General features: G+C 47.0%; 21 protein-coding genes. 7 read left to right on the top strand and 14 right to left on the bottom strand.

Features of this window, described 5'->3' with window-relative positions; all coding sequences use genetic code 11:
* The first annotated feature begins 135 nt into the window (after positions 1 to 135).
* Complete coding sequence (locus HZA49_07605; GenBank protein MBI5779305.1) at positions 136 to 492, top strand: hypothetical protein; 357 nt, start codon at positions 136 to 138, stop codon at positions 490 to 492.
* Between the two features lie 119 nt (positions 493 to 611).
* Here the strand turns inward: HZA49_07605 and HZA49_07600 are convergent, their stop codons facing one another.
* Positions 612 to 2003 (bottom strand): hypothetical protein, encoded by a 1392-nt coding sequence (locus HZA49_07600; protein MBI5779304.1) that lies wholly within the window; start codon positions 2001 to 2003, stop codon positions 612 to 614.
* A gap of 673 nt (positions 2004 to 2676) precedes the next feature.
* Here HZA49_07600 and fusA point away from each other — a divergent pair.
* Positions 2677 to 4791 (top strand): elongation factor G, encoded by a 2115-nt coding sequence (gene fusA, locus HZA49_07595; protein ID MBI5779303.1) that lies wholly within the window; start codon positions 2677 to 2679, stop codon positions 4789 to 4791.
* A 42-nt stretch (positions 4792 to 4833) separates the two neighbouring features.
* Here fusA and HZA49_07590 read toward each other — a convergent pair whose 3' ends face one another.
* From HZA49_07590 to recO, 13 genes are all read right to left on the bottom strand, one after another.
* Positions 4834 to 5193 carry a hypothetical protein gene (locus tag HZA49_07590; protein ID MBI5779302.1) on the bottom strand — a complete coding sequence of 120 codons (360 nt, stop codon included), beginning with the start codon at positions 5191 to 5193 and terminating at the stop codon, positions 4834 to 4836.
* A 211-nt stretch (positions 5194 to 5404) separates the two neighbouring features.
* Positions 5405 to 5860 (bottom strand): ribosome silencing factor, encoded by a 456-nt coding sequence (rsfS, locus tag HZA49_07585; GenBank protein ID MBI5779301.1) that lies wholly within the window; start codon positions 5858 to 5860, stop codon positions 5405 to 5407.
* A 130-nt stretch (positions 5861 to 5990) separates the two neighbouring features.
* A complete protein-coding gene (locus HZA49_07580; GenBank protein ID MBI5779300.1) occupies positions 5991 to 8246 on the bottom strand; it encodes a sodium-translocating pyrophosphatase in 2256 nt (751 codons plus the stop codon).
* 93 nt (positions 8247 to 8339) lie between these two features.
* A complete protein-coding gene (locus HZA49_07575) occupies positions 8340 to 9608 on the bottom strand; it encodes a hypothetical protein (protein MBI5779299.1) in 1269 nt (422 codons plus the stop codon).
* Positions 9605 to 10936, bottom strand: coding sequence for an ABC transporter permease (locus HZA49_07570; GenBank protein ID MBI5779298.1), 1332 nt, complete (start codon positions 10934 to 10936; stop codon positions 9605 to 9607). Before HZA49_07570 ends, HZA49_07575 begins: the two co-directional genes overlap by 4 nt.
* Complete coding sequence (locus HZA49_07565; protein MBI5779297.1) at positions 10933 to 11796, bottom strand: ABC transporter ATP-binding protein; 864 nt, start codon at positions 11794 to 11796, stop codon at positions 10933 to 10935. Before HZA49_07565 ends, HZA49_07570 begins: the two co-directional genes overlap by 4 nt.
* A gap of 17 nt (positions 11797 to 11813) precedes the next feature.
* Positions 11814 to 12854 carry a YbbR-like domain-containing protein gene (locus tag HZA49_07560; protein MBI5779296.1) on the bottom strand — a complete coding sequence of 347 codons (1041 nt, stop codon included), beginning with the start codon at positions 12852 to 12854 and terminating at the stop codon, positions 11814 to 11816.
* 3 nt (positions 12855 to 12857) lie between these two features.
* Positions 12858 to 13616, bottom strand: coding sequence for a TIGR00159 family protein (locus HZA49_07555; GenBank protein ID MBI5779295.1), 759 nt, complete (start codon positions 13614 to 13616; stop codon positions 12858 to 12860).
* Positions 13609 to 14499, bottom strand: coding sequence for a dihydropteroate synthase (gene folP / locus HZA49_07550; protein MBI5779294.1), 891 nt, complete (start codon positions 14497 to 14499; stop codon positions 13609 to 13611). The genes HZA49_07555 and folP overlap by 8 nt, the downstream gene beginning before the upstream one ends.
* Positions 14453 to 16354, bottom strand: a complete 1902-nt coding sequence (gene hflB / locus HZA49_07545; GenBank protein MBI5779293.1) for an ATP-dependent zinc metalloprotease FtsH — start codon at positions 16352 to 16354, stop codon at positions 14453 to 14455. Before hflB ends, folP begins: the two co-directional genes overlap by 47 nt.
* The gene (locus HZA49_07540; protein MBI5779292.1) at positions 16351 to 16818 is read right to left on the bottom strand and encodes a hypothetical protein; all 468 of its coding nucleotides are present in this window, start codon (positions 16816 to 16818) and stop codon (positions 16351 to 16353) included. The genes hflB and HZA49_07540 overlap by 4 nt, the downstream gene beginning before the upstream one ends.
* 37 nt (positions 16819 to 16855) lie before the next feature.
* The gene (gene bamD, locus HZA49_07535) at positions 16856 to 17791 is read right to left on the bottom strand and encodes an outer membrane protein assembly factor BamD (protein MBI5779291.1); all 936 of its coding nucleotides are present in this window, start codon (positions 17789 to 17791) and stop codon (positions 16856 to 16858) included.
* Between the two features lies 1 nt (position 17792).
* Positions 17793 to 18575 carry a DNA repair protein RecO gene (gene recO, locus HZA49_07530; protein ID MBI5779290.1) on the bottom strand — a complete coding sequence of 261 codons (783 nt, stop codon included), beginning with the start codon at positions 18573 to 18575 and terminating at the stop codon, positions 17793 to 17795.
* A 238-nt stretch (positions 18576 to 18813) separates the two neighbouring features.
* Between recO and HZA49_07525 the strand changes: the two genes are divergently transcribed.
* From HZA49_07525 to HZA49_07505, 5 genes are all read left to right on the top strand, one after another.
* The gene (locus HZA49_07525; protein ID MBI5779289.1) at positions 18814 to 19281 is read left to right on the top strand and encodes an HTH domain-containing protein; all 468 of its coding nucleotides are present in this window, start codon (positions 18814 to 18816) and stop codon (positions 19279 to 19281) included.
* A gap of 57 nt (positions 19282 to 19338) precedes the next feature.
* Positions 19339 to 19752 carry a GxxExxY protein gene (locus HZA49_07520; protein ID MBI5779288.1) on the top strand — a complete coding sequence of 138 codons (414 nt, stop codon included), beginning with the start codon at positions 19339 to 19341 and terminating at the stop codon, positions 19750 to 19752.
* A gap of 212 nt (positions 19753 to 19964) precedes the next feature.
* Positions 19965 to 20711, top strand: a complete 747-nt coding sequence (locus HZA49_07515; protein MBI5779287.1) for a ribonuclease Z — start codon at positions 19965 to 19967, stop codon at positions 20709 to 20711.
* A 10-nt stretch (positions 20712 to 20721) separates the two neighbouring features.
* Entirely contained in the window at positions 20722 to 22323 is a 1602-nt protein-coding gene (locus tag HZA49_07510; GenBank protein ID MBI5779286.1) for an oligosaccharide flippase family protein, read from the top strand.
* A 41-nt stretch (positions 22324 to 22364) separates the two neighbouring features.
* Positions 22365 to 23282, top strand: a complete 918-nt coding sequence (locus HZA49_07505) for an FkbM family methyltransferase (GenBank protein ID MBI5779285.1) — start codon at positions 22365 to 22367, stop codon at positions 23280 to 23282.
* The last annotated feature ends 20 nt before the right edge of the window (positions 23283 to 23302 follow it).

Here is a 23302-nt window from a genome sequence, read left to right as displayed (position 1 = left end):
AGCTCATTTAGACTCATATTCCCGTGCTTTCGAGTTATAATCTCGTGCTTTCGAGTTATAATCCCGTGCTTTCGGGTTATAATCCCGTGCTTTCTGGCCGTAATCCAGTGAATCCGGCTTGTAAAACTACAGTTTTTGGCCTATAAATCAGCCGGAAATGCCTTAAAATTCACCCCCCCCCTTGGCATTATCAGTTTAAAGGTATCCCTTGGAATTCTAAAGATGTCCCTTGGAACTCTAAAGATGTCCCTCGGAACTCTAAAGATGTCCCTCGGAACTCTAAAGATGTCCCTCGGAACTCTAAAGATGTCCCTCGGAACTCTAAAGATGTCCCTCGGAACTCTAAAGATGTCCCTTGGAACTCTAAAGATGTCCCTCGGAACTCTAAAGATGTCCCTTGAAACTCTTAAGGAACCCCACATAATCACCTGGCATAATAGACCCCTTGACAAGCGGTTTAACAGATGCGTATTTTTGGCCGGAACGGAATAAGGCTATAAAGGGTTGGTTTGCTAAAACAGCGTCTTAAACCGGGCTTGGGGATTGAACTACAGGACAAGGTGGGTGTCACCAGGCCAACTATTCTGGATGGCGTTCCCGGAATTCCTAAATTAAGGTTGGGTAGTAAAACGCCAGGCAGCGCCGGTTGTTGTTCCAACGGCATTCTTGGAATTAATCCGCCAGAAGTAAGTAGTGTTATAACTCAACGGGCCCGGGTTATAAGTCGTGCCGGTCTGATTGCCAATAAATGATCCTCCCGGTCCGGTCTCACCGAAATAGACATCATAAGAAGTCGCATCACTTATCAATGCCCAAGAAAGTTGAGTTGTGGTTATGACATTTACCGCTACGTTAGATGGGGTAGGCGAGCTGGCCCTGGCAAGTGCGCCAGTACTATTGGTCGCATATTTCAGGTCACTATTGGTGGTATCAAAATAGCTGATATGCGCCTTATTCGCAGAGTCAATGGCAATGGAGGTTTCAAACCCAACCCAGCCGGCCGAATCAATGGTGGTACGGTCCCAGGTAGGAACGGAGGCATTGGTGGCATATTTCAGGTCTTCATTAGTCGAATCAAAATAACTGATATGCACCCTATTTGTAGAGTCAAGGGCAATAGAGGTGTATTCCCCAACATTGCCTGCGCTGTCAATGGTTGAAGTTACCCATGAACCGGTGACATTAGTCGCATATTTCAGGTTACCATTTGTGCTATCAAAATAACTGATATACACAGTAATAGCAGCATTGATGACAATAGAGGACCATTGTCCAACATCGCCTGCGCTGTCAACGGTTGAAGTTACACTTGAGCCGGAGGCATTGGTCGCATATTTCAGGTCGCCATTTGTTGAATCATAATAACTGATACAAACCTTATACCCGGTAAAAGAACCTGAAGGGTCTACGTCAATGGAATTATACCACCCAACACTTCCTATAGAATCAGCGGTGACCAATATCCAAGAACCGGAGGCATTGGTCGCATACCTCAAGTCACCATTGGTGGCATCATAATAACTGATATGAATCTTATCATCAGGGGCAATGGCAATGGAGTTATTCCCCCCAACATTGCCTGAAGAATCTACGGTGGTGATAACCCAGAAACCGGAGACGTTGGTGGCATATTTCAGGTTCCAATTGGTGTTATCATAATAACTGATATGAACCTTGTTATTAGAGTCAAGGGCAATGGAGGTACACTCCCCAACAATGCCTGCAGAATCAACGGTGGTGATAACCCAGGAACCGGAGGCATTGGTCGCATATTTCAGATTTGTATTGGTCTCATCATAATAACTGATATGCGCCTTATAATTAGAGTCAAGAACAATGGAGGTGTCCCTCCCAACCCAGCCGGCTGAATCAACGGTGGTACGGGACCATGGGTCTGGCGCGCTGCTGCCGCTTGAGCCGCCGCCTCCGCAGCCGATGTAGTTAAAGGCGGTGACAAAGGCAATGAATAACATTGCCACAATTACCAGTTTTGTTTTTGTCATACCACACCTCCTTTTATCCCCAATGGGATAATGTTTTGGTTAAATGATAAATCTATGTAATTTAAGAAACGATGTAATGAATCCAAAGTATGAACTATATAAGAAATAATCCGATTGGGATTGAGAGACAGAATAGCGTTGTCCCTACGGGATAAACTATGCGTTGCGACCGAAGGGAGTCCCGATGGATATCGGGGCGTTGCGTTGCGTTGCGTTGCGTTGCGTTGCGTTGCGTTGCGTTGCGTTGCGTTGCGTTGCGTTGCGTTGCGTTGCGTTGCGTTGCGTTGCGTTCCTGAAGGACCATATAATATGACTCCTTTTTACTGTAAGGAATTATACGCAATCAAACGAAACTGTCAACATTTCTCTAACTTATATTTGTCGCTTTACCAACAACCCCCTGCCCCTCCCCGAAATAATCGGGACTCCGTTGCGACTCCGCTTATTAGAGGGGACTTCGCTACGCGGTCTCAGTAGAGTTCAGAAATATGAATAATTATCCCATCATTATTTGACATAAAACGCAATATATTGCATATACATCCCTTTTGGAGTAGTCAGTAAACAGTATACAGCAGACAGCGAGTACTAAAGGACAAAAGAACTAAAGAGCAGCTATAGGATAACCAAGTCCTTCCGTTCCTCCGTTCTTAAGTTTTTCAGTTGAATATTTATGCTTAATATCAGTACCGTACGTAATATCGGAATCGTGGCACACATCGACGCGGGCAAGACCACTCTATCCGAACGCATCCTGTTCTACACCGGCAAGTCCCACAAACTAGGCGAGGTGCATAACGGCGAAGCCCAGATGGACTGGATGAAGCAGGAGCAGGAGCGCGGCATCACCATCACAGCCGCGGCCACCACCTGCTTCTGGAACGACCATCACATCAATATCATTGATACGCCCGGACACGTGGATTTCACCGTGGAGGTGGAACGAAGTTTACGCATCTTAGACGGCGCGGTCGTGGTGTTCTGCGGCGTGGGCGGCGTGGAACCGCAGTCCGAGACGGTCTGGCGCCAGTCCGAGAAATACAATGTCCCCAAAATCGCCTTTGTCAATAAGATGGACCGGGTGGGCGCGGATTTCTTCGCGGTGCTGAAAACCATGGAGGAGAAATTAGGCGTCAATCCAATTCCTCTGCAGATTCCCATCGGCGCTGAGAGCAAATTCAGCGGCGTGATTGACCTGATAGAAATGAAGGCGTATATCTATGACAGCGATGCCAAGGAAACATTCCATGTGGAAGAGATTCCGGCTGAATATCTGGAGACGGCCCGGAAATACCATCACATCATGGTGGAAAAGGCCGTGGAGATGGATGATTCCCTGATGGGCAAATATCTGGAGTCGGAAGACCATATCACGCCAACAGAATTAATCGGCGCTATCCGTAAAGGCACTATCGCTAACAAGATTATTCCGGCGCTGTGCGGCTCGGCATTCAAGAACAAGGGCGTGCGCAAACTATTAGACGCGGTGACGCTCTACCTGCCCTCGCCCCTGGATTTGCCGGCCGTAAAAGGCACTGAACCCGGACACTTCGCTTCGCTCAGTGCAAGCTCAGAAAAGGCGCTGGAACGCAAGCCGGATGTGAACGAGCCGTTTGCGGCTCTGGCCTTCAAGGTCCAATCCGACCCGCATATGGGCAAGATTATCTATTTCCGGGTCTATTCCGGCAAACTGCAGGCCGGCTCTTATGTGCTTAACGCCACCAAGGGCAAGCGGGAACGCATCAGCCGGATTCTGGAGATGCACGCCAACCAGCGCGAGAACCGGGACGAAATCTGCGCCGGCGAGATTGCCGCATCGGTCGGGCTGGATTACACCACCACCGGCGACACGCTCTGCGATATGGAGCATCCGATTGTGCTGGAATCAATCGAATTCCCCACCCCGGTCATGTCCATCAGCATCAAGCCGGCCAGCCAGTCCGATAAGGATAAATTAGGCAAGGCCCTGGTACGGATGGCCGAGGAAGACCCGACATTCACTATGCATACGGATTCCGAGACCGAGGAGACCATCCTGTCCGGCATGGGCGAACTGCATCTGGAAATCATCGTGGACCGGATGAAACACGAATTCAATGTCAACGCCATTACCGGGCATCCCAAGGTGGCGTTTAAGGAAACTATTTTAAGTTCGATGGAGCAGGAATACAAACACGTCAAGCAGACCGGCGGGCACGGGCAATACGCCCACGTGATACTGGAAATCGCCCCGGCCCTGCACGGCGAGGGATTTGAATTTGAAAACTCCATCACCCAGGGCAGCATCCCCAAGGAATATATCCCGGCCGTGGAAAAGGGCGTGATTGAGGCCATGGAAAGAGGCGTCATCGCCGGGTTCCCGGTGGTCGATGTCAAGGTCAACCTGACTGACGGCTCGTTCCACGAGGTGGATTCGTCGGATATCGCATTCCGCTTAGCGGCCCGGGAGTGTTTCAAAAAGGCATTTGCCAAGTGCAGCCCGATTCTGCTCGAGCCGTATATGTCGCTGGAGGTTTCGACGCCGGAGGAATATATGGGCAGCGTGGTCGGCCATATCTGTTCCAAGCGCGGCAAGGTGCTATCTATCGAATCCAAGGGCGGGTTGCAGGTGATTTCAGCCGAGGCGCCGTTGTCCGAGATGTTCGGCTATGTTTCCACCCTGCGGTCATTAAGCAGCGGCCGGGCCAATTACACCATGCACTTCGAGAAATACGTCCAGGTCCCAGATTCGGTGGCGGAGAAGATTATCGAAGAGATAAAGGAAAAGAAAAAGGCCGAACAGGGGTAGGACGATTCAATTTAGGCACAGAGAGCACGGAGCGTCAGCGGATTATGGTCGATACCCGAAAGTAATGGTGCAGGCAAAATACAATAATACCGCCAATACACCCAATATCAAACTTCCAAGAATTATTCCGGCGATGGCCTTTGCCCTGTCTTTCGCAGGATTATCGCTTTTTTCTAATCTCACCAAACCGATAATACCTAATATTATGCCAGCCAACGCTGATAAACTAAATGCAATCAAGAATATATATACAATTAAATACCTTAAATTTAACTGCTCCGCTGGTGGAAGAGGTCTATCTATCCATAAGCCATATAAAATCATTAGCATTAAAAAAGGACTAATAAATCCAATTACCCCACAAATAAGACTGGCTGTTGGCAATAAGAAAACCCTCTTCATAATCATCCTTTGCTCATGGATGGACAACCTTTAATTATATTATATCTTTCGGCAATGACTTGTCAAGATGAATAATAAGAACCCTGTTCCGTCATTCCGTGCTTGGCACGGAATCCAGACCTCCGGGAAATTACTAGATTCCCGCCTTCACGGGAATGACAACTAATGGAGTGTTCACAAATTAAGTAGAGATTAATAATCCGTGTTGCGTTTACTTGCGTTTTACCTTAGGCGCGGAGGACCATAAGAACTCCAAATCGTAATACTGCCTGAGTTGTTCCGAGAAGATGTGAACCACCACGGCGCCCAAATCCACCACAATCCACTGCCCTTCTTCAAAGCCCTGCATGGAGTTGTAACTCGGCTTGGAGCATCCGTATTTAGCCAATTTGGAGTAGTTGTCAAGGAAGGTATAGGCAATGGCCTGGTTCTGTTTCTTGTTCCGGCCGGAGCAGATGACGAAGTAGTCGGTAATCTGGAGGTCTTTGGAGACATTGAGAATAGTGACATCAAAGCCGCGCTTGGCTTCAATCAGATCGGCGCAGAACAAGGCCAAATCACGGGCTGAATCTGATATCTGTCTCTTGCGCGGTGCGGCCTTGACCGCCACCTTACGAACCGGGGATTTCTTCTTGCCGGACAATTTCTTCTTCAATGTCTTTTTCATTCGAGAAAGCCCCTACTAAAGTCTGGATAACACACCCCGTCCCTTCGGGACACCCCTCTCAAGAGGGGATTTTCCCTCAAGTCCCCTCTAATAAGAGGGGATTTAGGGGTGTGTTTTATATCTTCCTATATTACTTCCCGCCAATGCCCAGCCACTGGGCAATAATCGGCGAATATTTTACGGTTACACCGGCAAACACGATGGCCACCATGGACATGAGTTTAATCAGGATGTTCAGAGACGGACCTGAAGTATCCTTGAACGGGTCGCCGACCGTATCTCCGACCACGCCGGCTTTATGGGCGTAAGAGCCCTTGCCGCCGTGCTGGCCGCCTTCAATCCATTTCTTGGCGTTGTCCCAGGCGCCGCCGGAATTGGCCAGAAAAACAGCCATAACAAACCCGCAGGCAATAGCGCCGGTCAACATGCCGATAACGCCGGGCACACCCAGTACCAAGCCAACCAGAATCGGCGCGGCTAAAGCCATGGCCGATGGCAGTATCATTTCATGCTGGGCGCCTTTGGTGGCAATGGCCACGCAGCTGGAATAATCAGCCTGAGCGTCTTTTTTGCCTTCGAGCAATCCGGGGATTTCCTTGAACTGGCGCCGGACTTCAACCACCATCTGGCCGGCGGCCCGGCCGACCGCCCTTAATGTCATGGCCACAAAGGCAAAGGTAAGCATCGCGCCCAGGAAAATACCCACCAAAACCACCGGGTTCATTAAATGAACCTTGTAGTATTCCATAAAGTAAGTGATGCTGGCATCACTGGGCAGAACCGAACCTAACGCAGTGCCGGCCCTGACCAGCGCCATACGGATTTCCTCAATATAGGCCGCAACCAGCGCCAAGGCGGTTAAGGCGGCTGAGCCGATAGCAAAGCCCTTTCCGGTAGCCGCGGTGGTGTTACCCAGTGAATCCAGGGCATCGGTCCGTTCCCTGACAAAAGCCGGTTGATTGGTCATCTGGGCGTTTCCGCCGGCATTGTCGGCAATCGGGCCATAGGCGTCAGTGGCTAAAGTGATACCTAAGTTGCTGAGCATACCGACAGCGGCCAGGGAGATGCCGTAGAGGCCAAGAATCGGGTCGCTGAATCCGCCGGATAAACCATAAGCCAGAATCGTACCAAGGCAAACGGTCACAACCGGAATGACAGTTGAAATCATCCCAACGGACATACCGGCGATGACGACCGTAGCCGGCCCGGTCAACGCCTGGTTGCCGATTTCCTGGGTTGGTTTATAATCGCTCGAGGTATAGTATTCGGTAGCTTTGCCGATAACCAAACCGGCCAGAAGTCCGCAGACCATCGATGCCCAGAGCCCCAGCCAGTTTTGCGGCAGAAGCAAATACATAACCAACCCGGCGACAACAATAGTGGCATATGAGGTCAGATTAATGCCCCGGAAAAGGGCCTTCATCAGTTCCTTTTGAGACGCTTTTTCCCCGGTTCTGACGGCATATACGCCGATAACCGAGAATATATTGCCGACGCCGGCAATAATCATGGGCAGGACAATCCACATAATAACCTTATCTATTTCTTTTATGCCCAATGACAAAGCGGCGGCCGCGCCCAGGGCGGCGGCGGCTAAGATGGAGCCGCAGTAGGATTCATATAGGTCAGCACCCATTCCGGCGACATCGCCGACATTATCGCCGACATTATCGGCAATCACGGCCGGGTTGCGCGGGTCGTCTTCCGGAATATTGGCCTCTACTTTGCCGACTAAATCAGCGCCGACATCAGCGGCTTTGGTGAATATCCCGCCGCCGACGCGGGCAAACAAAGCCTGGGTTGAAGCGCCCATCCCGAAGCAAAGCATGGTAATCGTAACATGCTGCAAATCCATTCCGACCCATTTATAAAGAACATAAAACCAGGCGGAAATATCTATCAAGCCGAAACCGACCACAATCAAGCCCATGACCGCGCCGGAACGGAAGGCCACGACCAAACCTTTATTTAACGAAGTCTTGGCCGCGAAGGCGGTCCGGGATGACGCCTCGGTGGCGGTTTTCATACCCAAAAACCCGCACAGGCCCGAGAAGAAGCCGCCGCTTAAAAAAGCAAACGGCACCCAGGCGGACTGGGTTTTAAATACAAAAGCCATCAATGAAAGAAGAATAACCAAAACGACAAAGAATATGCCGACGATTTTATACTGCTGTTTAAGATATGCCATAGCGCCGACCTTGACATAGCCGGCAATCCGGACCATGTCCGGTTCACCCGGATCCTGCTTTTTCATCCCCTTATAAAAAATATAAGCAAACAGCAGCGCTATGAGCGCGCCAATCGGCGCAATCCACCACCCCAAGGGTATCGGATTAGTTACCACATTAGTCACTGCACTTGTTATCGTCCCAGTTATCGGATCCATACTTTTTCCTTTCTTAGAGCCTGCAATAATCTTAATGACTTGCTGGCTCTTATTCCCGTAGTCCCATAGTGCCGGAGGGATTACATTTTCATACTACTCACCCATCAGGTTGTTAAATCTCTTTTTCTCGTCGCCCAGCATCCAACGTGAAGAATATTTTCTGATATATTCTTCATAGAGCGATTTCAATTCCGCGCTACGTTTGTCTGTTCGAAAATCTTTAACGCCCTCCCTTCTGAAATAACTCTCGGCGTTAACCAAACCCTCCAACTTTTCAAATCTTTCTAATAGGGAGCGATAATACCAGCCGGCCGGATGGCTGTCAAGTTTTGGCATGATTTTATCGGTAGCCTGGCGCAACAATTTTATCAATCCGACCGCTTCACTATACCTGCCCTCATCTATAAGGCGGTAGGCATAACTAACGAAATGGCTTAATATGAATTCAACCCGGGCATTTATGGGCGCAAAATCATAGCCAACATTCTTATTGATGATATCGCCGTATTGCCCTATCAGGGATGAATTAGCAGATACAAAATCCGGACTGTCCACCCGGATTTTACTAACCTCTTTGTCATACTGTACAACCTGAATAAGGTCTTTTAGCCGTTCTCTTTCCATAATCTCCCTGGTCGAATCGGATAGGTATTCCAATTCCCTGACTGCGTCATCAAAACGGTCCTTCCGGACCAATTCAAACGAATGCCTGAAACGGCAGGCCGAATACATCGTGGCGTATAATTCAGCCCAACCTTCATTATCCTGCTTTTTACAAAGGTTTATGGCCTGCTGGTACCATCTGCTGGCTACATCGTAGCTATCCGACCCCTCAGATGATTCCACCTGTTGCATAAAATATGGATCCTGGGGAATGCGGTGGTAGTAGAAAAACGCCAACCACTGGGTAAGGTTGACATTATCGGGATTATGAAGCATGCCTTCCTTGATGTAGTCAATGCCGTTTTTGACCCAATGCCATCTGGCCTGGGGCGTATTTTCCTGGGCCGAGATATTGTATATCATGTGATAGGCATTGAATGACCAGACCTCGGTGAATCGCGGCTGGAGCCGGGCAATAATGTTTAATAACAACACGATTTCCTCCAATTGCCTATCCTTCTGCAGCTTGTCCTGTTTCATCCAGAGATAATCCACCAGGAGCGGTTTAAACCCGCCCAGGGCCACGGTTGATACATAAGTGCCCAGATACTCGGCCGGCGGCAGGGTGTTGAATGGGTTTGCCACCATTATCTCGCGGTATTCAGGCTGTTTCGAGATATAACTCTTCAAAAAGAGCTGAAGCGCGATAAAAACAATAATGACTGCAATGAGAACGATATATTTCCTGTTTATCTTCATTTTATTTCACGCAATCTAAACGCTGCAATTCCTATGGCCAGCATTACCACCAGATATATAAAAACATATTCCAGCAGATGCGTATATTCTGAAATATTTATGGCATAGCCCTTGAGCAGATTATCCCAGACGTCAAACCTGGAAAAATCCGGTATGATTCTCAGGACATTAGTCAGTATGCCATCCGAGAGCTGCATCAGCCATAAAGGCATACCGTTGTCAGAATGGCGTTGGACCTGGCTGGCCACCTCGGTCAGATTCTGGCTCTTTATCTGCTCAATCATCGTCTGCTTCATTGTGGCCAGGGAATCCTGCAGGAATTTCATCCCGCTACCGCAGAAATACAGGAACATGTTCAGGAATATATTGACCGCGCCGGAGAGGAATGACGAACAGGTGACGCAGAAGACCAGCACCAGAACAATCTGCAGGAAGACAATGCCAAAGGCCATCAGGAAATTCCATTCAAAACTGCTGGGCGAGAGAATCATGACGCTGGCCGGCCCGACCCTGATATAACTTCCGGGAATGGTGCGATGTAAATAGATACGGACATCTCCGACCTTATCAATCATCCGCCTATCAAACTGGACCACTGCGGAGCGCCGGTAGGTAATATCCAGTTTCTGTGAGGATTCTTCCTTGGTTGTAGGATTAACGACATTGACCATTATGCCAGAAGAAACCTTGAAAAGCCCTTCGCCTACCTTAATATTTATCTCCGCCTTGACCTTATCTGAAAAGGCATAATCATTAAGATTACTAAACTCATATGCGACGAAATTATTGCCTTCACCTTCCAGTGAGACCTCAAACTCCATACCCTTTTCGGCCGTGTCGAATGAACCTTTAAGAGAACCTGGGGACGGGAATTGCTCAAAGTGGAATTTATTGGGTTCAATGCGCTGATTCACCTCAAGCGCGCCCTGGGCTTCAGGCGATAAAAACGATACCAGGCGGATATAACCCAAACCCACCAGAGCCATGATAATGGTAATAACTGCGGTGGTCAGGATAAATCCGATAAGCCGCCCCATTATGATGGTCTCCCGGGTAACCGGCTTGGTCAGGGTCAGAAAAACCCTCTTGTTTTCAATATCCGACGGGATTGAAACAGCGGCCAGGAATATCGCCACCAAAATGCCGAAAAAGGTCACGCTCTGGAATGTCCAGGTCTGGACCAGTTTAATCCGCGCGGCCGGTGAAACAACCGGGAAAAAAGCCGATGACACTATCAGTCCGATACAGAACAGAACCAGCACCAAGAGTATTTTTTTGCGCAGCGACTCACGATATGTCAATAAGATGATGGCTAAAAGAGCGTTCATTCATCAGATTTAGATTCCGGTTTAATGGTTTTCAGGAAAAGCGTTTCCAGTGTTTCGGTGGATGGCTGCACTGACACCACTTCACCTCCGTTTTTGGCAACCAATCCTTTTATGGACTCCAACGCGGCCTGGTTCAGTCCTTTAATGCCGATTTCAGAAACATCCGGGCTGGAGATGAGCTCTTTGACAGCGCCCACCTTCTGTAATTTGCCCAAGTGGAGTATGGCAACCCGGTCGCAGATGTTTTCAACGTCAGCCAACAGATGGCTGGACATAAACACGGTCTTGCCCTGCTTTTTCAAATCAAGGACAATATCCTTTACCTGCCGGGCAACCAGAGGGTCAAGTCCGCTGGTCGGCTCATCAAGAAATATCACTTCGGGGTCATTAATCAGCGCCTGGGCAAATCCCAGCCGGCGCGCCATGCCCTTGGAATACTCCTTGACCTGCCTGGTCCGGGCGTGACCTAATCCGACCAAATCTATCAATTCGCCGATTCGTTTCCGGCGTTCTTTAGACGGTATCCTAAAAATACGTCCGTAGAAATCCAGTGTTTCTTCCGCGGACAGGAAACGGTAGAGATACGATTCCTCGGGCAGGAACCCAATCCGATCCTTGACTGCCACGTCGCTGGCTGGCCTGCCTAAAACCCAGGCATTACCGCTGGTCGGAATCAGTAATCCCAGCAGGATTTTCATAGTGGTGGTTTTGCCGGATCCATTCGGTCCCAGAAAGCCGAATATCTCGCCCCGGTTAACCTTGATATTCAGATTATCCAGCGCCTTAACCTGAAATTTACTGAAAGGCGCCCGATAAATCTTGGTCAGATTTTCGGTTTCTATTACAGCATTCTTATCCATAGTATCTTTTATTATTGCTATTTCGGCGGCGCAGGAGGCGGCTCCGGCGGTTTCTCGGGCGTTGGCTCAGGAGGTGCCGGTGGCGGCAAAATCTCCAGTTTTATCTGTTCCAATGGTTCGGCTAATTCTATACCGATGGGCAGATCCGGCGTAAAACGAAGTTCCAGCTTGGGAGCAAAGGTCATCGGAGGTTTCACCTCGGCCGGATTGGGGCATAACTCACCGACATTCACAAAGAGATTAATATGGCTGGGCTTGAGATCCCTGATTTTCGAAGCCGGCCCCCTGAATTTTAATGCCTTTTCCTGCGGTTTTATCTGAATCGGGAAGTGTGGAAAATCAGGCGGCAGGAGCAGATTTATCTTTACGGTCCGGACGTCCTCAATAATATCCTCTCCAATTCTCACATCTACTTCGAAAGATTCCATCGGCGTAAGTTCCGCATTTTCCACGGTCTCAATTCGTCCGGGAATGGAAAAATCACTATTGCGGTTGGTTACGTCTATCTTGGCAATCTGAATCTCGTTATACTTATCTAGGATATTCTTGGGTCCTTTGATGGGTATATCGGTCGGTTTTGCCTGCACTAAAGTAACCCGGTAGCCCTTTTGCGGCGTGCCTTTGATAGCGCCCTCGGTCTTGAGTTTCATCTGGCTGACCGTTTCTCTCATCAGGAGCACCGAAATCCTGTTGTCCGGTAAAAAATTCTTTATGGTCATCCCCTGCTTGAGATTAAAGTCGGACGAGGTCAGTTCCACAATAATAGTCTGGGGCAATGATTCGGGCACCGCCTTTATCTTATGCCTGCAGACCAACCCATCAAACGACGCGCCCTTGGGGTATTCAATGTCAACCTTAACATTCTTGATAATCTCGCCATCCTTTTCAACCCGGCTGATAATCTGCCCGGGCGTCTCTATAATCAACGGAACCGACTGATTGTTTGCCGGCTCTATACGAACATTATGGATATAAAACCAGCATATCACTGCCAGTATCAAGGCTATAATCTTGTTACCCAGGTTATTCAGAAACAATCCCCTGACAAACGAAATCATAATTTACTTACGGTAATTCTCGTTAATAAACCTTACCAGTTTTTCCTTGTCCAAATCACTTTCTATCTGCCCGTGGATAGAAACGGATATCTTGCCGGTCTCCTCGGAAACCACAACAGTAATGGCATCGCTTTCTTCGGTCAGGCCGATGGCCGCGCGGTGCCTGGTACCCAGGGACTTGGGAATGTTCGGATTTTCAGTCAGGGGGAATACGCAACCGGCCGCGATGATGCGTTCATCCTTAATCACCAGACCGCCATCGTGCAATTCAGAACCGGGATAAAAGATGGTCTCGATCAATTCCTTGGTCACCTGGCTGTCCATTTTGATTCCGCCCTCAATATATGGCTTTAGACCAATTTCCTTTTCCAACGCGATTAAGGCGCCGTGCTTCCGGCCGGACAGATTAACCGCAGCCGAAGCCACAGAGTCAATCATCTCTGCACCGACAGAGGTGGATACCGCATTAAACAGGCGCGACGACTGTCCCAAATCCATCAGCACCCTTCGTAATTCCGGCTGGAACACGATAATCAGCGCTAAGGCGAACAAAGGCAACAACCACTGGAACAAAGCGAACGATATATTGCTCAATTCAAAATAATTAGCCCCGGCGCCTATCAGAAAGAACGTTGCAAACGATATAAAAATGACGCCCTTAAAAATACCTGCGCCGCGCGTACCCTTAAAACTTAACAGCAACGCATAGAAAAAGAAAAAAAATATTCCGATTTCAACTGCGATTTTAATCTTATCAGTCATATTTATTTATGATCTCGGAAACTATTATTACCCTTTTCATCTGCCTGACATCGTGCACCCTGACAAATTGAACGCCTTTAAAAACCGCATGGGCCACCACCGCGGCTGTGCCTTCCAACCTATCCTCAGGCGGTAGGTCTAAAATCTTTCCGATAAATGATTTCCTTGAAGGCCCGAACATTATCGGCTGACCTAAGCTATGCAGATCATCCAACCAACCAAGAATCCTATAATTGTCATATGATCTTTTACCAAATCCTAATCCGGGGTCAACAATTATTTGACTTCTTTTTATACCATTTTTTACGGCATAGCTAATCCGTTTTATAAAGTAGCTAAATATCTCCTGTTTAATGTTTTTATAGACCGGGTTTACCTGCATCATTTGCGGCGTCCCCTTGATATGCATCAATATCACAGGCACCTTATAGCGCGCCACCACAGCAGCCATCCCGGGATCGAAACCAAGCGCTGAAATATCATTGACAATCCGCGCCCCGGCTTTGATGGCCGCTTCGGCCACCCGGGCCTTGTAGGTGTCGATTGAAATGATAATATCCGGCCGGATACGAACCAGATTCTCTATGACCGGAATTACCCTGTTTAACTCCGCATCCAGCGGAAGCGGCTTGGCACCCGGCCTGGTTGATTCGCCTCCGATATCGATGATATCAGCGCCCTGCTCTATCATCTCCAGGGCGTGCGGGATAGACTCAGTCAGCTTATGGAATCTATTGCCGTCGGAAAACGAGTCCGGGGTAACATTTAATACGCCGACAATATACGTGCAGTCCAATTTTAATGAGGCCAGCGGCTGGCTATTTTTGAAACCCAAATTACGCAGTTTTGGTATCAGAATCGGCGGCGGTCTTCTTTTCAGCATCGTCCTTTATTCCGGAATTATTATTTTGCTTCGGTTCGATTTCCATACCCTTGATAACATTTTCCACATCCTGCCCATTAAGCACCTCATGCTTAAGCAATGCCTTGGCCAGCCGGTCACAGGCGTCCTTATTCTGGGTAATCAATTCCTTGGCGCGGTTATAGCAGGAAATCAGAATATCCTTGATTTCCATATCAATTTCATTGGAGGTGACATCGCTATGAGTCTTGGTCTTGGTGATTTCCCGCCCCAGGAATAGATGCTCCTCGCCTTCCGAATAACTGATCGGGCCTAATTTTTCGCTCATGCCCCACTCGCACACCATCAGCCGGGCCAAACGGGTGGCTTCCTGGATATCCGAACGCGCGCCGGCCGAGACATCACTGCAGAATAATTCTTCGGCCACCCGGCCGCTGTAAAAAACCGTGATATTACCCAAGACGTATTTCTTCTGCATATGGTACCGGTCTTTTTCAGGCAGGCGCATAGTCGCGCCCAAATAATTACCCCGGGAAATAATCGTGACCTTATGGACGTTTTCCACCTCAGGCAGCAGATAAGCGGCTAAGGCGTGGCCTGATTCATGATAGGCCGTGATTTTCCGGTCGGCTTCATCTATATCGCGGCTGCGTTTTTCCCTGCCCCAGCGGACCTTATCCCGCGATTCTTCCAACTCTTCCTGACCTACCATGGTTTTATTCTTCATCACGGCTAACAAGGCCGACTCGTTGATAATCGCCTCCAAATCAGCGCCGGAAAACATCGGCGTGGTCTTGGCTAACAATGACAGGTCGACCTGCGGGTTTAATTTAATTTTACGGGCGTGGACTTTCAGAATCGCCTCCCGGCCTTTTACATCAGGCATATCAATAACAATCTGGCGGTCAAACCTGCCCGGGCGCAATAAAGCCGAGTCAAGGACGTCCGGCCGATTGGTGGCAGCCATTATAATAACACTGCTATCGGTATCAAAACCATCCATCTCAACCAGAATGGCGTTAAGCGTTTGTTCGCGTTCATCATGCCCGCCGCCCAAACCGGTGCCGCGCTGCCGGCCCACCGCATCTATTTCATCAAGGAAGATGATGCAGGGCGAATTTTCCTTGGCGGTATTGAATAAATCCCGAACCCGGGAGGCGCCGACGCCGACAAACATCTCCACAAAATCAGAGCCGGACATGGTAAAGAACGGAACATCGGCTTCGCCGGCAATTGCCTTGGCCAGCAGTGTCTTGCCGGAGCCCGGAGGCCCGACCAGCAGAACGCCACGCGGGATTCGGGCGCCTAATTTCCTGAATTTACCCGGGTCTTTGAGAAAATTTATTATCTCATTAACTTCATCTTTGGCTTCTTCAATCCCGGCCACGTCATCAAAGGTGGTTTTCCGTTTGTCCTTGGTGACCAGTTTGGCGCGGCTCCGGCCGAAGGAAAGCGGCCCGCCCGACCCGCCGATATTCTTGACCTGCCGGACCGCAAAATACCAGATGACGCCGATAAGCAACAAAATCGGCAGGATGGCGATGAATATCTGGGTCCACATGCTCTCTCCGGTGTCGTAGGAAAATTCCTTCGGGTCAACTAAGGACTGTAGTTCCTTGAGATGATCGCCATCGCCCATATAATTTGGCGGAACATTATCCGTAAGGTAATAATATTTATATTGCCCGCCCGGAAGGTATTCGCCATCTATTTTAGTCCCCTTAATATGAATGGTCTTGAGTTTCTTCTCTTTGGCTTCAATCAGAAACTGGGAAAAGGTGACATTCGCCCTTTTTTCGCTATAGGAATTATAGGCGAAAAAAACTGCGGTGATCAGGAATAAACCCAACAGAATTATCAACAAAGCATTTCTCATTGCGACTCCTCTAATAAAGATACCACCCAGCGGCTGAGTTGTTCTAATGTTTGCTGTCGCCCGCGGTATTCGGCATCGGTGGCGGCCTCGCTGGCCCCCCGGATAAATTCGCTCTGGGCGGTCTGGCTTTTTGTCAGTATTTCTTTGCCGGTCTTCTGTTCTTTTATGCTGACCTTAAGGACCATCACCGAACCGGCGACAATCACATTATCCTGGACATCTTCCACCATCGCCGGCTTTCGATAATCGGTGATTTCGCCCTGGATTATGATATCCGCATCCTCGGGATGGCTGACCAACCGGAAAGGCGTTCTGGCCTTAATTTCGCGCTGAACCAAGTTAGTCAATTCAAACTCCATCTCGCGCCAGGCGGTCTTGTTATCAAAGATGGGAACGGCTACCGCGGTCACCTCTTTCAAATACAGATTGGGCTGATAACCGCAGCCGGCTACCAATAGAAACATGAACCACACGCTCGCGCGAAGTACAGTGCTAAGCATATCACTTCTGTTCCTTATCCGGCAATTCGCTCAGGGCGGCGGCGGCGTCCTTGGCCCATTTGGTTTCAGGGTAATTTTTAATCACACTTTCGAGATAAATCCGGGCTGACTTTGGCTTGTCCGTCCTGGCATAAAACATCGCCACCTCATAATCCCGCTGGGCAAAGGAGCCGGTAATCTGCTCGTGCAATTTCTTGACATCGGCGTTAAGCGGGCTGTCCGGATACTTCTCGGTAAATTTGCCGGTAATTTTATATGCCTCGGCCAGCGGCGTAACCTCATAGGCATACCCCAGATACATCAGGACATAGCACCGGGCCATGCGGTATTCTGCCTCGGGAACAAGCTTGCTTTTAGGATACACCCGGATAAAACTCTCGTATTCAGTGCGCGCTTCGTCATAATACTCCAATCCGAAAAGATGGCCGGCCAGCATGAAATGGTATTCCTCGGAATGTTCGGTATAGGGATAACTCTTCAACGTCTCGCGGACAATCTTTACGCCCAAATCATACGAAGGAACTATGTAAAAGCCCCACAAGCTGCGCTTGGCGCCGTTGATGAATTTGAATCCAATCTCCAGCTCACGGTTGATAACGTCATTTAACCTCTCTGTCTTGGGAAATTCGAGCAGGAATTTCTGAAACCACTTGTAGGCATTATTGTAATATTCCGCCCGGAACAGGCTTTCCCCGACGAGGAACGAGATTTTCTCCCGCTGGCCGCGGTTTTTGGTTAACTCCAATGCCTCGTTGAGCAATCCCCGGGCCGCATTATAATTATTACCCGCCATCTCCTTTTCGGCGTCCTGGTATTTCGCCTCCGCTTCAGGAGACACCGGGTATTCCTTTTCCGGAGCAGCCGCTTCCGGAGCCGAAGAACAGCCGATAAAGAACAATCCGGTTAAAGACAAAAGCGCAAGGAATATGTATTTCATTTTAGGTATTCGCAATATAAGTAATATATTTATTTATAAAGCCCCTCAGCTCCGCCCGCATCGGGCCGGTAATCTTCAGGCGCTCCAGGTCCGGCAGAAACGGGTTGCTCAGCACGTCAACCAGTTTCATCACGCCGGCCGATACTTCTATCAAATCGTCCTTCCTGGCCTGCCGGCCCCGGCAAGCCGGGCAAAGAATACTGCCGTTATAAAAACTAAAAACCACTTTCCGGCTCTTAGCAAGCGTTTTCTTACAAACCGGGCAACTCTGGGTATTGGGCATATAACCCAGGAATTTCAGCGCCTGGGCCTCGAAGGCAAAGATAATCATTTTTTCCATATCACTGCAAGAATTATCGGTTATCTTTCGCGCCTTTTTGATCCGGGCCGAAACCGGCCGAACAGACGCGAGCTGTTGGAGCGTCCGTAAGGCAAGATTAAACAGCGGCGGATTCGGTTCGTCCGGCTCGGTCAACTCGTCCAGGAATCGCGCCACATAAAAAGCCATGCGCAGGCGGGCCAGATTTATTCTGAGTAAAGGAAAGTTATCCCGGACGGTTATCTCGGTCAGAAGGTTCAAGCCCTGAGGCGACTTACTGATAAATATTATTTCGCTGTAACTGAAAATGTCGGGCGGATTCAGGAGCCGGTGCTTGGGCCTTTTGATGCCGCGCGCCAAAGCCGTTAGCTTACCGTAGTCGTTAGTGTAAAAAGTGAGAATCTGGCTGGTATCGCTGTAGTCCCTCTGCCCGATGGTAATTGCCTCGGTCTTGCGGAAATTCATTTTGCGTATACAATATAATATTAATGTTAAAGTCAAGAAAACTTCATAACTTCTGTCAGAAGCAGACAACCCCCTTTTATTCCCCCTTTGTTAAGGGGGACTAAGGGGGTTGTATTACCACCTTAATAGTCTTTGTGGTGAAGTATTTTTCATAAATATTATTATTTTACTTGACATAATATCCGATATAGTATATATTACGTTTAGAACGTTCTGAATGTTCCGAAAGGTATATTATATGTCAGATGCCTTTATAGACAATGTAGTTAAGACAGCCAGTGAATTTGCGAGTAGCTTCGGCATCAGTTCTGTATCGGCCCAGATATATGCCCTTCTATATATATCACCCTCTGCCCTATCGCTGGATGAAATCTCGGCCAAACTGCACCTAAGCAAAAGCACGGTCAGCCAGAATATCCGGATTCTGGAGAGCTGGGATGCGGTCAAGAATATCTTTGTCAAGGGCTCGCGCCGGGACTATTACGAAGTTAACCCCAACATCATGGAAATCGCCTTGAAGAAAGTCAAAAGCGGCATAAATAGCCGGATGAATAAAGCATCAGCCAATCTGGGAGAGATAGAGACGCGAATCGGAAATGTTGAAGACGCAGGCAAAAAGGAATTTTACCAGCAACGGCTGAATAACCTCAAGAAGATATATCAAACAGTTACGATGTTAATAACCATGCTGCCTGAAAAAATATAAATTATTAACAGGGACTCTTAAGAGACCTATACGAGATATTAATAGAGGAGAATGAATATGAAATGGAATGATTCAGAATATAGAGAAATAACCGATAAAATTATTAAATCTTTCTATAAGGTTCATGATACACTTGGACCGGGATTTTTAGAAGAGGCATACCATAAAGCACTTTTGATAGAGTTAAAAAAACATTTTACTAATGTAGAAAGTGAGAAATCTTTCCCGATTCTGTACGAAAACCAAGAAGTGGGTAAGTATATACCGGATATTTTAGTGGAAGGCAAAATAATCATAGAAATCAAAGCCGTAAATGAATTAGATGAAAATCATAAGGCACAAATTATATCACAATTAAGGGTTAGTGGAATATTAATCGGGTTTTTAGTTAATTTTGCCAAGAAAGAATTGGACTTCAGGAGGTTTGATAACTTTTATGAATTGGAGAAACAAGGACTAAAATTGGACTAAAAGCCCCTTAAAATACTCATTAACAGGGACTCTTAAGAGACCGGTAAGAGACCCAAAAACAGGGGATTTGTCTCATAAATGTCTCGTATAAGTCCCTGTCAAATTGCGAATTCTCAACAGGGACTCTTAAAAGACCGTTAAGAGACCAGAAAACGGTGAATTCGTCTCATAAATGTCTCGTTAAAGTCCCTGTTAAAAGTATTTATTGTCTTATGATAAAAATAACCTTCCTCGGCACCAACGGCTGGTATGACACGAAAACCGGCAATACGGTTTCGGTCCTGATACAGCATCCGCGCTATGACATTATCCTTGATGCCGGCAACGGATTCGCCAAGATCGGCCGGCACCTCACCTTTAACCAGCCGGTTTATTTATTCCTGTCACATTATCATTTAGACCATATTATCGGATTACACACCCTGAACAAATTCAACTTCAGGGAAGGATTACATATTACCGGCCCCAGGGGCCTGAAAAAGATGCTCCATACCATTGTCCAAAAACCATACACCTTCCCGTTTACCAAACTCCCCTACCCGACCAGGGTATTTGAGGCCAAGAAAGGCGGTTATAAATCGCCTATTCCATTTGAATGTCAACCATTAAATCATCCGGTCCCCACTTTAGGATACCGACTTAATATCGGCGGTAAAACAATCACCTACTGCACCGATACCGGCTATTGCGCCAATGCCGTCAAATTGGCCAGGAGTGCCGACCTGCTCATTACCGAATGCGCGTTCAAGCGGGGGCAGGAATTACCCCAATGGCCGCACCTGAATCCGGACCGGGCCGCAAAATTAGCCAAAGAAGCCAAGGCCAGGAAACTCATCCTGACCCATTTTGACGCGGCCATATATCCGGCGTTAAAGGACCGCCGGACCGCCCGGCGCCAGGCCAAAGAAACATTCTCTAATGTAATTGAAGCGTCAGACAATCTGACGATTACGGTTTAGATATCAACTTATGGAAGAAAAAACCCTGTCGCATAAAATAGTTCGCAATACTATCTTTAATATTATCGGAAATGGATGGGGAATATTAATTGCAATATTCCTGACCCCATATATCATCAAGCATATCGGAGTGGACAGATTTGGTATCTGGGCAGTAGTCGGTATACTAACGGGTTATTTCGGCTTATTAGATTTCGGGATTAGCACATCCTTCGTCAAATATATCTCCGAATTCTATACAAAAAAAGATTATGTGAAAATAAATCAGATTATAAACACCGGGGTTACCTTTTATTGTATCTTTGCGGTTATTATTATCAGCATTGGCTTCGTGCTCATTAACCCTATTTTACGTTTACTTAGTATCCCTGTAGAATTATATGGCGAGGCACGATTTGCGTTTTCGCTGGGTATTATCATCTTTTGTATTTTTAACGCCTTCAGTTCATTCGGGGCAATTCAAGGCGGGTTACAACGAATGGATATCTCCAATAAAGTGGCGATTGCTATCTCTGTCCCTCAGGTTATCGGAACAATCATTTTTCTGAAATTAGGGTATGGATTACCCGGACTAATGGTCAATAATGCACTCATCCTAATAATAAGCAGTATTGTCAATATCGTCATTGCCTTCAAAATACTGCCAGAATTACGACTCAACCCTTTCTTACTCACTAAAGAAATGTTCAAGAAACTATTCGGGTTTGGGTATAAATTACAAATCGCGAAGATTTCTTCAATAACATCCGTTCAAATTGATAAACTGTTAATTACTTATTTTCTATCAATCGGACTAGTGGCTTACTTCCAACTAGGAAGCACCATAGTGGAGAAAGCCAAGTCGCTTGTTCTTTTATTTCTTACTGCTTTAATACCAGCCTTTTCAGAAATAGATGCCAGAGGCGAAAGAGAAAAACTAATTGAAGGTTACACCCGAGGGACAAAATACCTAGGGCTGATAGCAATCCCTTTATTTACCTTTATCATTATCTCTGCCCACCACATAATGATGGCCTGGATGGGACCAGGTTATGAAAAATCTACCGGGATTATTCAAGTCCTTTGCGTGGGTTGGTTATTCGCGGTTTTATCCGGAATGAGGGCGGTGATCGTGCAAGCAATTGCGAAACCAGAATTTGAAATGAAAGCAGGATTACTTGTAGCAATCCTGAATATCCCGTTAAGTATCATCTTTATTGTTCAATTCGGCTTTATGGGTGTTGCAATAGGCACATCTCTCAGCTTGTTTATAGCGGCCATATATATTTTTATAAAATTCCAGCAGCTACTTCATTTACCTGTTTGGCATTTCATAAAGATAACCATTCTGAAAACTACCATTATATGTATCTGCATTGGGCTACCCCTTTGGAGGTTAACGAGCATATTTCAAGGTGTTTTATTTGAACATACGCGAATTGCAAGCTTAATTATTTTAGTTATCAACGCGTTGATGTTTTTCGCTGTTTATTTAACGGTGCTATCCTATCTGAAACCTTTAGATAACATTGACATGACATTACTCAAAGATAAATTATCGTTTTTAAAACCTTTAATACTGAAATTCCGTAGTGAAAACATTGCGCAACAAATCAACGGAAGAAGCAAGTAATGAAAAAAATCTAATCACAAAACCTGACAAGGAAATAGACGATGCGTAAATTACTATTCCTGCTTTTCATAAAAAGTTGGCGGCTCATTAGCGTAACCGGACTGGGAAAAATTCCTGGAGCCGGCAGATTCTATAACTGCGTATATTCCAAGCTTAACCCTAGATGTATTCTTTTAATTAATATTAATGGTTTTAAAAACAAGATGTATGTAAATACTGCTGACATAGGTTTTATTCCAATGTTGCTACGCTATGGTACCTTGCAAGTGGAACAATATAAAATAAAGGTTTTCACGCAGATAGTCAAAAAGGGTATGGTTATAGCCGATATCGGGGCAAACATCGGATATTATACCTTAATCGCTGCTAGGCTAGTGGGTAAGAACGGTATTGTATACGCATTTGAGCCTGCCCCAAACAATTATAAACTCCTCTGCAAAAATATCAGGGCAAGCGGCTATCTAAATGTGGTTCCTCTTCAGAAAGCACTTTCTAATAAGCAGGAAAAACTTAAACTCTATGTTAGCGATGCCGAAATGGCAGGACATTCATTTTCCATGAACACTCGCTTAAATTCCTTGAAAAACTTGGATGATCAGATTAATTCCGTTGAAGTAGAAGCGGTAACTCTAGACGAATATTATATGAACGTGATAAAAAACACAAGGATAGACATTCTAAAAATAAATATTGAAGGAGCGGAAGAACTTGCATTAGATGGGGCTAACAAGATATTAACAAACAGCAATCCGAAAATTCTTATAGAATTTTGGCCATACGCGCTTAAAAATCTGGGAACGGACCCTGTAAAGTTATTACATAAACTAAGAAAATACGGGTTTAAAATACAATTTATCGACGAAAAGAAACAATCGCTGGAGCCGATAGAGAAAATCGAAAAATTTTGCGAGGTAGCAAATATCCTTAACCGAGCACCAAATTTATTACTTGAAAGATAGACTTCCCGTCATTCAGCGAT

Source organism: Planctomycetota bacterium (assembly GCA_016235865.1).
In the GTDB taxonomy this organism is placed as follows: Bacteria; Planctomycetota; MHYJ01; order JACQXL01; family JACQXL01; genus JACRIK01.
Note: the sequence above shows the minus strand (reverse complement) of the source record. Positions and strands in the feature narration are given on the sequence as shown.